Origin of the sequence: Thermoflexus sp., assembly GCF_042408365.1 — a bacterium.
Classification (GTDB): Bacteria; Chloroflexota; Anaerolineae; order Thermoflexales; family Thermoflexaceae; genus Thermoflexus.
Window position 1 is genome coordinate 1 of record NZ_JBHOQJ010000275.1, and the last position, 15,266, is coordinate 15,266.

The 15,266-nt window shown below is 62.9% G+C and carries 12 protein-coding genes and 3 pseudogenes; 8 read left to right on the forward strand and 7 right to left on the reverse strand.

Going from position 1 to position 15,266, the window contains the following annotated elements:
* Positions 1-222 precede the first annotated feature (222 nt).
* Positions 223-426, forward strand: a complete 204-nt coding sequence (locus ACFMO5_RS12540; RefSeq protein ID WP_376793093.1) for a hypothetical protein — start codon at positions 223-225, stop codon at positions 424-426.
* Between the two features lie 601 nt (positions 427-1,027).
* On the opposite strand, the pseudogene ACFMO5_RS12545 reads toward ACFMO5_RS12540, so the two are convergent.
* Positions 1,028-1,132, reverse strand: a pseudogene (locus ACFMO5_RS12545) (IS1 family transposase); the annotation flags it as partial.
* Positions 1,133-1,648: 516 nt separating this feature from the next.
* On the opposite strand from ACFMO5_RS12545, the gene ACFMO5_RS12550 reads away from it, so the two are divergent.
* The 3 genes and pseudogenes from ACFMO5_RS12550 to ACFMO5_RS12560 all read left to right on the forward strand — a co-directional run bounded on the left by ACFMO5_RS12550 (position 1,649) and on the right by ACFMO5_RS12560 (position 5,089).
* Positions 1,649-2,110, forward strand: a complete 462-nt coding sequence (locus tag ACFMO5_RS12550; RefSeq protein WP_376793094.1) for a transposase — start codon at positions 1,649-1,651, stop codon at positions 2,108-2,110.
* 218 nt (positions 2,111-2,328) lie between these two features.
* Positions 2,329-2,826: pseudogene (locus ACFMO5_RS12555) on the forward strand (transposase).
* Positions 2,827-2,959: 133 nt separating this feature from the next.
* On the forward strand, positions 2,960-5,089 hold the full coding sequence (locus ACFMO5_RS12560; RefSeq protein WP_376793095.1) for a WD40 repeat domain-containing protein: 2,130 nt from the start codon (positions 2,960-2,962) through the stop codon (positions 5,087-5,089).
* 89 nt (positions 5,090-5,178) lie between these two features.
* Here the strand turns inward: ACFMO5_RS12560 and ACFMO5_RS12565 are convergent, their stop codons facing one another.
* The 5 genes and pseudogenes from ACFMO5_RS12565 to ACFMO5_RS12585 form a co-directional block, all read right to left on the reverse strand.
* Positions 5,179-6,519: an MFS transporter gene (locus ACFMO5_RS12565; protein WP_376793096.1), complete on the reverse strand. Its 1,341-nt coding sequence runs from the start codon at positions 6,517-6,519 to the stop codon at positions 5,179-5,181.
* Entirely contained in the window at positions 6,516-7,700 is a 1,185-nt protein-coding gene (locus tag ACFMO5_RS12570) for a PrsW family glutamic-type intramembrane protease (RefSeq protein WP_376793097.1), read from the reverse strand. The genes ACFMO5_RS12565 and ACFMO5_RS12570 overlap by 4 nt, the downstream gene beginning before the upstream one ends.
* A gap of 47 nt (positions 7,701-7,747) precedes the next feature.
* On the reverse strand, positions 7,748-8,284 hold the full coding sequence (locus tag ACFMO5_RS12575) for a peptidylprolyl isomerase (protein ID WP_376793104.1): 537 nt from the start codon (positions 8,282-8,284) through the stop codon (positions 7,748-7,750).
* A gap of 51 nt (positions 8,285-8,335) precedes the next feature.
* A pseudogene (locus ACFMO5_RS12580) lies at positions 8,336-8,701 on the reverse strand (DsbA family protein); the annotation flags it as partial.
* A 12-nt stretch (positions 8,702-8,713) separates the two neighbouring features.
* Positions 8,714-8,959: a hypothetical protein gene (locus tag ACFMO5_RS12585; protein ID WP_376793098.1), complete on the reverse strand. Its 246-nt coding sequence runs from the start codon at positions 8,957-8,959 to the stop codon at positions 8,714-8,716.
* 301 nt (positions 8,960-9,260) lie between these two features.
* On the opposite strand from ACFMO5_RS12585, the gene thrC reads away from it, so the two are divergent.
* Positions 9,261-10,532: a threonine synthase gene (gene thrC, locus ACFMO5_RS12590; RefSeq protein ID WP_376793099.1), complete on the forward strand. Its 1,272-nt coding sequence runs from the start codon at positions 9,261-9,263 to the stop codon at positions 10,530-10,532.
* A 420-nt stretch (positions 10,533-10,952) separates the two neighbouring features.
* Here the strand turns inward: thrC and ACFMO5_RS12595 are convergent, their stop codons facing one another.
* Positions 10,953-11,342 (reverse strand): thiol-disulfide oxidoreductase DCC family protein, encoded by a 390-nt coding sequence (locus ACFMO5_RS12595; RefSeq protein ID WP_376793100.1) that lies wholly within the window; start codon positions 11,340-11,342, stop codon positions 10,953-10,955.
* A 207-nt stretch (positions 11,343-11,549) separates the two neighbouring features.
* On the opposite strand from ACFMO5_RS12595, the gene rfbD reads away from it, so the two are divergent.
* From rfbD to ACFMO5_RS12610, 3 genes are all read left to right on the forward strand, one after another.
* Complete coding sequence (gene rfbD / locus ACFMO5_RS12600) at positions 11,550-12,398, forward strand: dTDP-4-dehydrorhamnose reductase (protein WP_376793101.1); 849 nt, start codon at positions 11,550-11,552, stop codon at positions 12,396-12,398.
* The gene (locus ACFMO5_RS12605) at positions 12,395-13,339 is read left to right on the forward strand and encodes a glycosyltransferase family 2 protein (RefSeq protein ID WP_376793102.1); all 945 of its coding nucleotides are present in this window, start codon (positions 12,395-12,397) and stop codon (positions 13,337-13,339) included. The genes rfbD and ACFMO5_RS12605 overlap by 4 nt, the downstream gene beginning before the upstream one ends.
* A gap of 214 nt (positions 13,340-13,553) precedes the next feature.
* Complete coding sequence (locus ACFMO5_RS12610) at positions 13,554-14,951, forward strand: hypothetical protein (protein ID WP_376793103.1); 1,398 nt, start codon at positions 13,554-13,556, stop codon at positions 14,949-14,951.
* Positions 14,952-15,266: the final 315 nt, after the last annotated feature.

The following is a 15,266-nucleotide window of genomic DNA, read 5'->3' on the forward strand; positions in this document are numbered from 1 at the left end:
CTGGGAAGGCCGCCGAAGGCGGCCTTCCCAGCCCCCAAAACCCTTATGTTCTTCCTCTCCACGCCCCGAAGAGCCAGAAAGAGAGAACCCTCCGCCGAATTATGCAACAAGTCTAAAATATGATGGTTGGATAAAAGGTACTTTGGACTTTGCTCTCGCCACTGACTAAGACTGGACGGGTGGGTCGTTGTGTTATCACTGAAGGTAAGGAGGTAGTCAGCGATGGCAAAAAAGATCAGTGTGTCCACGGCAAATGGAGGTTATGTAGAAGCTAAGTGGTATGATGAGAGTGATGGAAGCATTTACGTCGGCAGAAGTTGTATCGGTAGTGCCAAGACCTCCAAAGACGCCATTGCGATTGTTGAGAATTACGCTGAGAGAACGAAGGGTTCTCGTGTGGAAAAGGTAGAAATTCGTGACGCATAGCCTAATCCTTTGGGTTAGCGGAGTCGCCACATAATCACATCTTGCATTGGCAGAGAGGTACGTGGGCATGTTCATGCTTTTTGAGCCCCATAGGATGATGTAGTCTATTCCATACATATGGGCGCTCAGATTCTTGGAAAAAGAACAAGAATTAAAAATGGATTTAAAAACAAATAAAAGGAGGCAAACAATGGCTTACGAGTATAAGATGGTGCGAATTCCGCCAACAATAATGGTATATGGGGTGGAGAAGGGTCAAGAAGCAGCAGCATATTTGGAGAATCTCGTCAACCAAATGGCGAAGGACGGATAGGAATTTTACCGCGTGGACACCGTTGGTGTTGTTGTTCGGCCGGGTTGCCTTGGTGCCTTTCTTGGTCGAAAAAGTGAGCTGGTGGAGTATTTTGTCGTCACCTTCCGAAAACATATTAGCTAAGTAGGTCCATATAGTTGTTGAAATAACGGGTCATGGCGAGGTAAAGCAAAGTCAAGATTAAAGGAGGATGCCATGACCCTGAGAAAGGCATTGGCCAGTGTTCGGAACCGCTTGGGGGAGGAAGCCCAGCGGGCTCAGGACGCTAATGAACCACCTTATCATCAGCTCATGCATCTCTAGCGTCTTAGAGAACGAAAGCGTCTTGCGAACATAACGTGCCAGTCGCTGGCGCACCGTCTTATGCCATCGCTCAATATGAGCCAACTGCCCCGATGACTTGGAAACCACTTAATGACTTTCCAGGCGGAAAACTTTAACCCATCGTTCGCTCATTTTTCAGGTGGTTTCGCGGATTTATAGCCCCCATATGTGTTGGTTTGGGAGCCGTTAATCACCATATATGGGCAGGCCCCTAAATAGCGCCGGCAGAAGAGTCATGGGGCTAATGGCCAGATCGCTATTAGTAGGGTATGATGACCTGTCTACCCCCACTTTTGGGAAGCAATTCCGGAAACTCGGTCAAAAATGAGCAAACCATGGGCTTTAAGATAGGCGGATCAAAAATCGCTGTAACTTCGACAACTTCGGCAACCGGAAGATAATGCTTCCCACATAATGCACTCCAAAGCCAAATCGATTACTTTTTGCTCCTTACAAGGCTTTACATCGCATCCAATTCCAGATCATCCCCCTCCTGAGCCAGAATCAAATTGCTCCTCGGTGTAGCGCACCTTGGCACCTTGAGCTTCAGCGGTAGTGTCCCGGCAATTGTGTCCATGGGGCAACATGGTCGCCTTCCCAGAAAAAACCCAAAACAGAAGGAGGGAAGGCCACCATGCCGAACAAAACTCGCGAAGAGAGCTTAAAAAGGTGGAGGAGCGGATCAAGGTTATGATGAAGGATCTCCTAGAGGCCTTCATGCAGGAGGAGCGGGCGATGGACCTCGAAGCGCATCCCACGCAGGCCAACGGCTACCCCACTCGGGACCTCCTCCCCCTCGTTGGCCCGATAGAGGACTTGCGGGTCCCCTGCGTGTGGAAAGGGGATTTCCACCCCAAGATCCTCCCCTACCGACAATGGACTACTCTAGAACTCTCCAAAGCCATCCTCGCCCTCTACGCCGCAGGAGGGAGCACCCGTGCCATCTCTGCCATCTCTCGGTTTCTTGAAGGGATCTACGGCGCGTTCTATTCGCCCCAGAGCATCTCCCGCCTCACCCAGGTGGTGGAGGAAGCGGTGCGCGCTTAGCGGGAGCGCTACTCGGACCAGGAGGACTCCGCACTGTTCCTGGATGGAACGTTCCTTCTTCCATCCGTCGAGGGAAAAGCGCCCAGGAGCCAGGGTACATCGCCCTGGGGATCAAGCCAGATGGGCGCCGGGAGATCCTGGGCTTTTAGTGATTCGGGGCGGAGGAGGAGAGCGCCAGGAACGGAAAGGAGGTTCTCCAGGACCTCTGGTGACGGGGTGTGAGAAGGGTGAAGATCTTCATCACCGATGACCCTCCGGGCATGGAGGGGGCGATCCGAAAGATCCTTTCTGAAGCCGAGGGGCCGCTTGGTGGGCTTCATACCATACGCCATGCCCTCCACAAGGTGAGAAGGAGGGACCGGGAGGCCTTGGCCCAGGACCTGAAGGCCGTGTCCGGGGCAGAAACGGAAGAGGAGGCGAAAGGGGCGCTCCGGAAACTATGAGCGCGTTGGGGAATCATCTATCCCCAGGTTGTCGCTTATTGGGAGACCAAGGCCGATGTGCTCCTGGCGTTCCTGCGCCCTCCTAAGCCCATAAAGAGATACATCTACACCACCAACCCGCTGGAACGCGTGGCCAAGGAGGTGAAGCGGCGGACGAAGGGGGTGGAGATGTTCTGTGAGGAGGAGGCGATGGAAAAGCTGTTGTGTCGGGTGTTGAGCAACTTAAACGAGCGATTAGAAGGGTATCGACTGCGAGGATTTGCGGAAGTGTAGATGAGAAGCTACCAAGTGGCCCAGACACACTAACCGAGGCACTATGCGCCAGTGTTACGTATGCCTTAAAGCTGTTATGCAACAACTCTAATGCTTCATAGAATCAGGATGGGTCGAAGATGGAAAGGTGCTCATGATGTTCTTAGATGGCCGCAGGCAACAGGTCCCTGTAGTGATGGCCCTGATCCTGGAGTTAGCCTTCTGTCAGCGGGCGCCGATGAGCCCGCCCGTCGAGACCACTCCATTGCTTCCCTATGTGGAAAGCCCGCCATCTCTCCACACTCGAACTCCCATCCCGACAGAATCCTTCATTCAGCCGATCCTCCTCTTCCAATGGGGCTTTCAAGACCATCCTCTTCATGTGGTTTGGTCCCCTCGCCGCCCCTGGCTTGCGCTCGCTTCCTCCAATCGCCTTTACGTCTACCACTTCCCCTCTCTCCGGCTGCTGGCCTTCTTCGCTGTGGAGGGGCGGTTGCAAGAGATGATCTTCACGGCCGATGGGGAGACTTTGATCGGCCGGCTGGAGGATGGAACCCTGAAGGCCTGGGAGATCCCATCCCGCCGGGAACGCTGGTCCCGGAGCGATATGCCTGGCCTCGGCCTGGCTGTGGCCCCTAGCGCCCGCCTCCTGGCCGCAGGCCATGAAGATGGCCCCATTTGGTTGTTGGATCCGATGACGGGATGGGTGATCCGGGAGCTCCCCGGCCGTGTTCCTCTCCGTTTCTCCCCCGATGGCACATTGCTGGCGGCCTGCGCCAGCCCGGAGTGGCTCGATCCCCTCCGCATCCGGTGTTCCCCCGAGGAGGATCTGCTGTTGGTGGATGTGGCCAGCGGCCAGGTGCGGTCCAGGATCGCCAGCGTGGTCCCACCGATCTGGACCCCGGATGGCCATCGGGTGATCGTCGGCCGTGCGGATGGAACCGTTTTAGAAAGGGAGCTCTCCAGCGGCGCGGAAACGATCTTGTGGCAACACCCAGGGACCCTGATCCGCTCTGTGCGTCTCTCCCCAGATCAGCGTTGGCTGGCTGTGCAGCATGGCGGATCCGTAGACATCGTCGCCCGAGCGACCGGCGAGGTCCGCTGGTCCGCGGCGGGTGGGCCGGCAGCGTTCTCCCCGGATGGCTCCATTTTGGCCTGGGCGAAAGGAACCCCGTCCACGCTCTCCCTGCTGGATCTGAGGACCGGGGAGGAGCACCCGCTTCCCTCAGGGGCTATCGAAGCGCGCTGGCCCCTGGAGCTGATCTTTTCGCCAGATGGCCAATGGCTGGCCTTTCACGGAGAGGCGGAAACAGACCAAGTCTCCATCGCGCCGATCGTGCAGATCTGGGAGGTGGCGACGGGCCTCGAGCGGTACCGCTTTCTCCCACGGTTGATCCCTGTCTGGGATCTCGCTTTCTCACCAGACGGGAGGATCCTGGGAGTGCCTGAGGGCTCTGTGGTGTGGCTGTACGATCTGCGGACCGGGCGCCCTCGGTGGCGGATCCCTCTCCGGATCGCTGACGGGCTGAGTCTCGCTTTCTCAGCGGATGATCGATGGCTTGCGGTTGGGCTGGCCGGTGGCCACATCCGGCTATACCAGCATGCGCCTGGAGGCGGATGGATCTTGGATCGAACCCTGATCGGGCATGAGGGACCCGTGCGGGGGATGGCGTTCTCGCCGGATCGCCGGCTCTTGGCTTCCGCCTCGTGGGATCGGACGGTGCGGATATGGGATGTCGAACATGGGATGGAGCGGATACGGCTGGAGGGCCATACGGCAGAGGTATGGGATGTGGCCTTCTCCCCGGATGGGCAGATCCTGGTTTCTGGTGGCAACGATGGGATGCTGCGGCTCTGGTGGGAAACAGCGGGGGGAGGGCGCAGTTTGGTTTTGACCAATTATACGGCGCGGATCTACCGGGTGGCCTTCTCGCCCGATGGGCGCTGGCTCGCCGCAGCGTTGGAGGATGGGACGGTCCGGCTTTGGGATGCGGCGGCCGGTTATGAGCTTCGGGTTCTGGTGGTAGGAACGAAGCCCGTTCGGGCTCTGGAATTCTCCCCCAACGGCCGGCTTCTGGCCGCCGGGGACGCGGAGGGCCAGCTGGTCCTGTGGGAGATCCCGGAGGGGGTGGAGCGGCTCCGATGGACGAGGGAAAAGGATGCCCTTTACAGCCTTGCGTTCTCCTCTGGAGGCCCAGAGGATCCCCATCCAAGCTCCCCGCTGCTGGCCCTGGGCTTCCGAAGCGGGATCGTGCAGGTATGGAGGATCCAAGGGCAAGAATAACCCTCTGCGGGGGTACCCCTTGTGGGTGCCCCTACACGAAGATGCGAACATCGGTCGTAGGGGCAGGCGCAAAGCCTACCCCAAGGGGTTTACGCGGAGGAGGATTTCAGCGTTCGTTTCAGGCCCCACAACAACACCAGAGCCAGCGTGTAGAACCCGAAGGAGAGGGCGAACAGACCTCGGTAACCTACAAGATCCGCGATCAGCCCCCCTATGGATGTGGAGAGCAAGGCGATCCCTAGGAGTGTGTTCGTGAGGCCGATGGTGAGAGGCCGATCGTGGCCGGGGGCAATCTCTAAGAGCAGCGACATCCCCCCGATGGCCGCCCCCGAAGCGTAAGCCCCGCTCAGGATGAACACCAGGAGCATCAGCCACTGCGACGCATCGGGCCAGGGGCCGCTGAGGGGCCTCACCATCAGCGCCCACAGCGCGCCGAGCAGGCCGCAGAGCGTGGCCCCTTCCAGCACGGCCAGATGCCCCTGGCGAACGCTGATCCAGCTCCACAATAGATTCGAGAGTAACGAGGCCCCCACATTGAAACCCAGATACAGCCCGATCATCGCGTCCGGCACTTGGAGCTCCCGCACCGCATAGGCGGTGAAGAAGGGCGTCGCAATGGCGGCCCACATCAGAGCGACCCGGGCCCCTAAGAAGAGGCGGTAGGAAGAACGCCGCCACAGGGCCTGGACCGCCTTTCGCCACGGCGTCTGAGCTGTATACCCATCCGGCGCCGGGCTGGGAGGCTCGACCACCATCGCGAAGACCGCCATCCCGATGGAGGTGAAGACAGCGAAAATCAGAAACAGCACCACGACGTTGTGGGGGAAAGCCAAGCCCATCTGCTCTTCCAGCAGCAGGCGGACCATCCCGCTGGCGGCCAGGCCCAGGAGCCCGCCGAAGAAGAGCCGGGCGGCGAAGAAAACCCCGCGTTGCCGGGGCGGGATGGTCTTCCCTACGATCTCCATGAACGGCAGGCCGGAGATCCCGGAAGCCAGCGAGATGATGAAATAGGGCACAAAGAAAGCGAGGAGCATGCCAGTGGGGTGCGGGGCGGCCAGCCAGATCCCCAAGGCCATGGCGAAAGCGCCCGCCGCTCGGATTAAGGCCATCTGACGGTAGAGGCCCAGGTAGTAGACCCGATGACGCATCCGCTGGGAGACCGGCAGCTGCGGCAGGAACCATAATCCATCCCGCATCGGGGAGACCAGCGCCAGCAGGAAGTTGGGAGCCCCCAGGCGGGAAAGGAACCAGACCAGCACCAGATTGGGATCGAGAATGGTCTCGGCGAAGATGAAGAGGGCGCCGTTCACCACCCCTACAGTGAAATTCCGGCGGAGGTGAGGATCCTGGATCTCCCCCGGCGAGAGCAGGGAGGCCCGGAACCGGGCCGATCGCGTCCGCCAATCCCGCCAGACTCGCAGCACGTTCATCGCTCATCCTCCAGCATCGACCATGCTTGCCATAATCCACCCAGCACTATTAACATGGTGATCCCCATGCCGATCAGCGCCGGAGGGAGGACCAAGGCGCGGGCTTCCTCGGACAGCGGGGCGAGGAGGGCGCCGCTGAGCACGATCGCCCCTGCGTTCCAGAGGCCATGGAGCAGCCAGGCGAGGAAATACGCTCCGGCGCTCTCCAGAAAACGCCCCCGACGCAGGCCACTCCAGGCCCATCCCATCAGCCCTCCGTTGAACACATGGAGCGCCGTGGCCCCCAGGCGGCCTGCCGCCACGAACGCCCACGGCATGCCCAGCTGCCAGCTCAGCAGGTTCTCCGCCAGGGCGAAGCCGGCCCCGCCCAGCGCCCCATATAAGATCGCCTGGGTCCGAGGAGCCTGGGGATCGCGGATCCGGAGAACAGCCGGCAGAGGTTTCAGGATTTCCTCGATCAAGGGAACTAGGATCACCGCTCCGATCAGGATCCCGATCCAGATCCATGGGTCCGCCATCAAGCGCTCCTGGAACTCATGGAGCCTTTCAGGCGAGAGGACCCAGGAGAGCCACTGATCCAGGAAGCCTGGCCCCTCCACCATCACCCGTATGATCAGAAACCCGAAGGCCAGCAGCGCAATGGCAATTCCCTCCAGGAACAGGGCCAGCGCGGGGACCAGGAGGCTGCCCAAGCCCAGGCCCCACCATCCGGCGCGGCGGGTCCACGGCGCATGCAGGCGCCAACGTAGAAGGTTAAACCACCAGAGCGGCCCCAGCGCCGCCACGCCGATGTGGAACGGCAGGATCAAGAGGGGCAATCTGGGGGCCAGGGCCTCGGCGACGGCGCCACAACCCACGAGGATCAGAAGGAAGAGCAGCATCTGACGCAGCGCTCGGCCCTCCGCGCCTGGGAGGGGGACATCGGGCTCCCCACGCGCGATCCGCAGCCCCTCCTGGAAGAGGCCGCCTCCGACCAGCAGGCCGAGGGCCAGCAATCCGGGGGGAGGGGCTGGAAGCCGGAACTTCCACGCGAGGGCGACCAGGCCGAGCCACAGGCTGGCCAGCACCCCTCCGGCGAACGCGCCGGCCCCCATCCACAGGAGGCCGGCGTGCTCCGTGCCTTCAGCGCTTTCCTCCGTCGTTGTGGAGATGTCGATCGTGGTCTCCGGCGTGGGTTCCATAGGCGCTGCGTTCTCAGGAGGATCCGAGGGCCCATCCCCCGGATGCCCTACTTCTCTTCGATGAGCACCTCCAGGAGCCGATCCCCAGGCGGGGCGCCAGGCTCCGCCTCCGGATCCCGCGGGCGCAGCGCGCGGACCACCTCCATCCCCTCCACCACACGCCCGAAGAGCGTGTAACGGCCGTTCAACTGGGGAAGGGGCGCCATCGTGATGAAGAACTGGCTTCCGTTGGTGTTCGGGCCCGCGCTCAGCATACCGACCATGCCGGGCGCATCGAACGTCAGCGTCTCCGTGATCTCGTCCGGGATGGTGTAGCCCGGCCCCCCGAACCCGGTGCCGCTGGGATCTCCGGTGATGGCCACCACATCGGTGATCACGTAGTGGAAGGTGATGTCGTTATACCATCCCTGACGGGCCAGGAACACGAAGTTGTTGACCGTGACCGGGGCGCGGTCGGCGAACAATTCGATCACGATGTCGCCCTTCTCTGTCTTCAGCAGAGCCCGATAGCGACGGCTTGGATCGATGGTCATCGACGGTGGAGCCTCAAACTGCCGGTCCTGGAGTCGCACCAGCTTCACCATCGCCTCCAGGTGGGCGTATTCCAAGTAGTTTAAAGTCTGCGGCCAGGGCCGGCCGTTCACCAGCAAGAAGGGCGTGCCGGGCAGGCCCAGGGCGACCGCCTCCGCGTACGCTGCTTCCACCTTCGCCCGATAACGGCCCTCCTCCAGATCCCGGCGGAACCGCCCCACATCCAGCCCTATGGATTGAGCGGCCAGGGTCAGGGTCTCTGTGATGTTCGAGCTGTTGATCCACTCCGTCTGGTGCTCGAAGAGCCAATCGTGCATCTCCCAGAACCTCCCCTGGGCGCCGGCGGCCTCGCTGGCCTCTGCGGTGATCATGGCCTTATCGTGGATGGTGCGCAGTGGGAAGTGCCGATACACCACACGAACTTCGTTTGGGTAGGCGTCTACCAGACGCCGGAGCAGCGGCGCGAGCTGCCCGCAATAGGGTCACTGGAAATCGCCCCACTCGATGATGGTGACCCGCGCCTCCGCGGCGCCCTTGCTCCAGTCCTCCGGCTGCGGGAAAAGGACCCGCTCGAGATCCGGCGTAGCGGACGGCGTAGCGGAGGGGGTCGGCGCCGGCGACGGGCTGGGCGACGGTGAGGCCGTAGGGGAGGGAGGCGGCGCGGGACGGGCGCACGCCGCAAGTCCTAGGAGGACCAATCCAGCGATCAGTGGGAAAATCATGCGCATGGAAACGCTCCTTCAAGCTGGGATTGAAAACGCGAAAGGTGGAGGTGGGGTTCCGACCGGGCGATGGAGCCCAAAGAGCCTTGCTCGGAAACGATATCCGGGTCGGTCGCGTTGAAAGACACGGGCATCAGTATAACACAAGCAGTCCTTTCTGAATAATCATCTGTGGTGCTGGTGTGGATCCCTCGGGATCCGTTGATTTCCCCGTAGGGGTTTGGGGGCGGAGCTGGGCGCCTTCGGCTTGCATCATCCGATGTCCTCAAAACAACTATGGAAGAAGCACCACGCCTTGGAGGTGAAAATGTTTGCCATAGGCTTCCGCTGTGGACGTTGTGGCGCCACCTATGATCTGGATGAAGTCCGGTATGTATGCCCCCGCGATGGCGCGGAGGGAACGCTGGACGTGCTGTATGACTACGAGCGGATACGGGCCTCCCTGAGCCCGACCCAGCTGCGGGAGCATCCCGCCCGCTCCATCTGGCGTTACGCTCCCCTGCTGCCGCTGGGCCCGCAAGCCCTGCAACGGGTGGCAGGAGCGGGCCCTCTGGAGGCGGTCGGGTGGACCCCGATGTATTCCGCGGGGCGGACGGCCCAGCGATTGGGATTGCGGGCGGTCTACATCAAAGACGATGGACGCAATCCCACCGCCTCCTTCAAAGATCGGGCCAGCGCCGTGGTGGTCTTGAGAGCCATCGAGGAGGGCGCCCCGGCGATCACCACCGCCTCCTCTGGGAACGCGGCAGCGGCACTGGCCGGCATGGCGGCGGCGCTGGATCTTCCCACGATCATCTTCGTTCCCCATACCGCCCCAGAGGCCAAAATCGTCCAGCTCCTGATCTTCGGCGCCCAGGTCTTCCTGGTGGAGGGGACCTATGATGAAGCCTTCGATCTGACCCTGGCGGCGGCCGAAGCGTTCGGATGGTATTGCCGCAACACGGCCTATAATCCGTTCACCCGGGAGGGCAAGAAGACCGCGGCCTACGAGATCTGGGAGCAGCTGGGCGGGCGGGCCCCGGACCGCCTGTTCGTCTCGGTCGGCGATGGGAACATCCTGAGCGGGCTTTGGAAAGGCTTTCGGGATCTGGCGGCGCTGGGCTGGATCGAACGCCCCCCGATCCTGATGGGGGTCCAGGCGGAAGGGGCGGCGGCCCTGGCCCGGGCCTGGGTACAGGGTGCGGAGGAGGTCCGCCCCGAGCCGCCCCGCACGATCGCCGACAGCATCGCGGTGGCCCGGCCGCGGGACGCCCGGTTCGCCTTGCAAGCCGTGCGGGAGACCGGCGGGGCGTTCCTCACGGTCACGGACGAAGAGATCCTGGCAGCGATGCGGACCCTGGCCCGGGAGGTGGGGGTGTTCGCCGAGCCCGCGGCGGCCGCGGCCTTCGCGGGCCTGGAGAAGGCAGCTCGGGAAGGCCGGATCGGTCCGGAGGAAACCGTAGTGGTCGTTGTGACCGGCAATGGCCTGAAGGATATCCCCAGCGCGATGCGCGCCGTCCGCCCTGCCCACCGCATCCCCGCAGAGATCCCGGCCGCCCTGAGGCAGCTCCAGGAAGCAGTGATCCAACGACGTGGATGAGGCCCTGAGGCGTGGGCTACCTTTGATCTGCTCTCCCTGAACATGACGCGTGGGGCACGGGGAACCCCCTGCCCCACGGCGCCAGGAGGTGAGCCATGGGCCTGCCGCTCCCCGGCCAGGCAGGCCTTGTGAAATTTATCTCGAAAACGGGCTTCTGTCAACTTTTGGTGGTTGCTTTAGAGAATAGTGCGTGACCCTTTGGGGTTGGGGGCCGCCGAAGGAGGCCCCCAACCCCAAAATAACGGTGGACGAAACACGATTCAACTTTTGGCCAGAGGGTTTTGCGGAACGGTGCGCCTCGGCGTAAGCGCATGCCCCGTCGGATCCCTCTGGCTCCTCATGCGAAGAAGCGAAGGTCGAAGCAGACGATGCCCCACGGCCGGTCTCCAAAAAGCTCCCGGAGTGTGAGGGGCCCCGGCCTTACGTGCATTCCTCCGGGTGCTCCTCACAATAAGGGCGGACCCCCGGCAATCGCCCTCGGTGGGCTGCTACCCATTCGTAGAGAGCGTCAGCGATCGGACGGAACACCGGAAGCCGGTAAAGGGTTTGAAGCCACGGGCAACCCAACGCCGCGCCGACGGCGACCAGGATGGCGGACGCCCCTCGATGTCGCGCGCCGTTCGGCGTGATCGCCCACACCGCCTGCTCGCATGCCTCCCGGGTCAAGCCGTAGTGCTCCGGGGCGCCTGGCCGCTGAAACGGCACCGGTCGAATCCGATCCCACCGATCCCAGCGCTTCAGCCACCGGATGGCGCGGGTGCAGAATCCGCAACGCCCATCGAAGAGCAAAATCACCTCTCCTTTTTCCACGCGGATCCCCCTTGAAAGCAGTCTGGTCCTCCTCAAAATGGCTTCCCACTGCTTCGTCGCAAAACGGTTTGGGGGCGGATGCATTCGGCGTATGGCTCTGCCCCTAAGAGTATTCTGCCGCCGTGGAAGGATCACTGACGCCGCCCACCTCGCCCGGAAAATCCACTTATAATTTCAAAGGCAGACCCCGCTTCTCAGAGGAAGTGTATGCGCATCTTGATCACCGGGGCAGGGGGGCAACTGGGGCGGGCCTTGCAGGAGGCCCTGGCGCTTTACACCCTGATCCCGCTCACCCATGCTGATCTGGACATCACGGATCGGGCGGCGGTCTTCCGGGCGATCCTCCGCCATCGGCCGGACGTGGTCATCCACGCCGCGGCGATGACCGATGTGGACGGCTGCGCCCGGGATCCCGAGCGGGCCTTCCAGGTGAACGCCCTGGGCACCCAGACGGTGGCGATGGCGTGCGCGGCCGCCGGGGCGGCCATGGTCTACATCAGCACCAACGAGGTGTTCGACGGGACCAAGGCGGAGCCCTACCTGGAATTCGACCCTCCCAACCCCATCAACCCCTACGGCCGCAGCAAATGGGCCGGCGAGTGGTTCGTTTCCCATCTGCTCCGCCGCTTCTACATCGTCCGGACCGCCTGGGTGTTCGGCCCCGGGGGCAATCATTTCATCCGTAAGATCCTCCAGCGGGCGGACGAGCAGGGAGCCCTTCGGGTGGTCCACGATGAGGTGGGCTCGCCCAGCTACACGCGGGATGTGGCCGCGGCCATCGCCCGCCTGATCGATACGGAAGCCTATGGGATCTACCATTTCACCAACGAAGGGATGTGCTCCCGTTACGAATACGCGGTGGAGATCCTCCGTCGGACCGGCCGGGCGCACATCCCGGTGGAGCCGATCTCCCTGGCGGAGTTCCCTCGTCCCTCCCGGGTCCCTCCCTTCACGCCCCTGCGCAACCTGTGCGGGGCCGCCCTGGGGATCACCCTGCGGCCGTGGCCGGAGGCCCTTCAAGCGTACCTGGCCGAGGAGGGATGGCTGGTCCGATGAGCGAACCCCTGATCTCCGTGATCATCCCCAACTGGAACGGTGCAGCCCATCTTCCCACCTGCTTGGAGGCCCTGCGTCGGCAAACCTACGCCCGCCGGGAAGTGCTGGTGGTGGATAACGGTTCCACGGATGATTCCCTCCAGCTCCTTGCCCGTTACCCGGAAGTGCGAGTCCTGACCCTGGGGCGCAACCGGGGCTTCGCCGGGGCCGTCAACGAAGGGATCCGCGCCGCCCGCGGGGAGATCATTGTCCTCCTGAACAACGACACCGAGGCCTCCCCCACTTGGCTGGAGGCCCTGGTGGCCGCGTTCGAACGGCATCCGGACGCGGGCCTTCTGGCCTCCCGGATTATGCTCTTCGATCGCCGGGATGTGTTCCACTCCGCCGGCGATTACTACCGGGTGGATGGCATCCCGGGGAACCGGGGGGTTTGGGAGAAGGACGTGGGTCAGTACGATCGGGAGGAGGAGGTGTTCTCCGCCTGCGGGGCGGCGGCCGCCTACCGGCGGGAGCTGTTCGATGACATCGGGCTTTTCGATGAGGACTTCTTCTACTCGTGCGAGGATGTGGATCTGGCCTGGCGGGCGCAGATCGCCGGGTGGAACTGCTGGTATGTCCCGACGGCCGTGGTTTACCACAAGCTCAGCGCCACCGGCGGCGGGCCCACGGCCAGCTTCTACGACGGGCGCAATTTCATTTACCTGATCGCCAAGGACTACCCGGTGGGGTTGCTGCGGCGGTTCTGGCCGCAGGTGGTGCGCGCCCAGCTCCGGATTGCATGGGAGGCACTCCGGGCGTGGCGGGGCGCGGCGGCCCGGGCCCGGCTGCGGGGGATGCTGACGGGCCTCCTCACCTGGCCGCGCGTGGCCCGGAAGCGGCCGCACGTCTTTGCCCGCCGCCGCCGCTCCGACGCAGCGTTGCTTGAGCGATTGCGCGGGTAAGGGCAACGATTCAGCCGTTCGAACGCAACGCCGGTTACGTATATGGGCGTTCCGCTGCGAGTTCCCTCCAGAGGAGATGAAAGGGGGTGGGGTCATTCCGCCGCTTCGCGGGAGCCCCCAACCGAAGGTTGCCCAGCCAGATCGTTACGGGTTGGGATTGACCTTCCCCGCCGTCAAGGCCACAATTCCCTTCAGCCCCTTCTTAGGAGTGAGCATGCGACGAATCGGGATCGTGTTACTGGTGATGGCTGCGCTCACTTGCAGCGCAGGCGCAGTCGTTTTGGTCTGGTCAGCCGCGCGGCAGCTCTACCTACCTGCTCCCGCAACCCCGACCCGCTCGCCGATCACGGTTACGGCCCCGTCATCCACCCCATCGGGGTCTCCGCTCCCTCCCACTCCCACTCCAACCCCGCCGGCGGCGACGGCAACGCCGGAGCTCGGGGTCTTCGATGGGATCGCCCGAAAGGTGGAACGGATCCGAGAGTTACAGGCGACCGGACCTTACACCCGCTCCTTGATGACCCAGGCGGAGTTGCGGGCGTATCAGGAGCGGAAATTCGAGGAGGACTACACCCCGGAGGAAGCCCGTCAGGATACCCTCACCCTGGCGGCTTTCGATCTGCTGCCGCGGGATTTCAACCTGCGAGAGTTCCTCCTGGAGCTTTACACGGAACAGATCGCCGGCTTCTACGATCCGGACACGAAACAGTTCTTTGTGATCAGCGAGCAGAAGCAGCCTGGGGTTTTGGAGCGAGTGACCTTCGCCCACGAGTACACCCACCTGCTCCAAGACCAGCATTTCGATCTCGTGGCCCTCGGGTTCACAGATGATGAGCGCAAGCGGCCGAAGGATGTCGACGACGACGCCATGCTGGCCCGCCGGGCGCTGGTGGAGGGGGATGCCACCCTCACCCAGTTGCTCTATTTGCAGAGCCTTCCGCGGGCGGAGCAGCAGGAGTGGTTTGAGGCGGTCCAGCGCCAACCCAGCGCGGTCTTCGACCGCGCCCCCCGGGTGATCCGCGAGGAGCTGACCTTCCCCTACGAGGCTGGCTTCACCTTTGTCCAGCGGCTATATGTGCAAGGCGGGTGGGAGGCGATCAACGCCGCCTTCCGGGATCCGCCGGCCTCCACGGAACAGATCCTCCATCCTGAGAAGTTCAACCGCCGCGAAGCGCCGATTCGGGTGGCGTTGCCGCCTCTCACGGATACCTTGGGGAGCGGCTGGCAACTGGTGGATGAGAATGTCCTGGGCGAGTTCTTCCTGAGGCTTTATCTGGAGGAGCGGTTGTCGGCGCCCCAGGCGGAGGAGGCGGCCGCCGGGTGGGGCGGGGATCGTTATGCGGTGTATGTCCACGAGGGGGCGGGCCAGGACCTGCTGGTCCTGGCGGTGGCCTGGGACAGCGAGGCGGAGGCGAGCGAGTTCGTGGAGGCCTTCCGGGCTTACGCTGAGGCTCGCTACAACGGGGGACCCACTCGTGAGGGGGCCGGTCAGGCCCTCTGGATCGGGAAAGATGCCCTGTGGCTGGAGTGGAAAGGAAGCCGCACGTTGATCCTCCGAGGCCCAAGCGAGGAGCTCCTCGCTCGAGTCCGCCGCGCCATCGCTTGGCCTTGATCTGTTTCCGTGTAGGGGCACCCACAAGGGGTGCCCCACTAGGTATCAAGTTAAGGCGGTAGCAGAAGGGCCCCACAAAGTAACTGTTCAGCTCGAATGAAACCGCCCGCTCCGGGCGCTATCCCTTGGCGCCGATTGAAGTTGGCCTCCATCGGCGCTTCGCGCCGGACGTCGGCCTACGCCGACGTGGGGCCTGGTCGGCGCAGACCTGACAGGTAACCTAAATTGAGGAATGGAACCCGTGGAAGCGTCCCTCCTAGCCCCTTCTCTGACCCAGATCCTGGAAGCGCGTCGCCGCCTGCGCCCCGTGCTTCC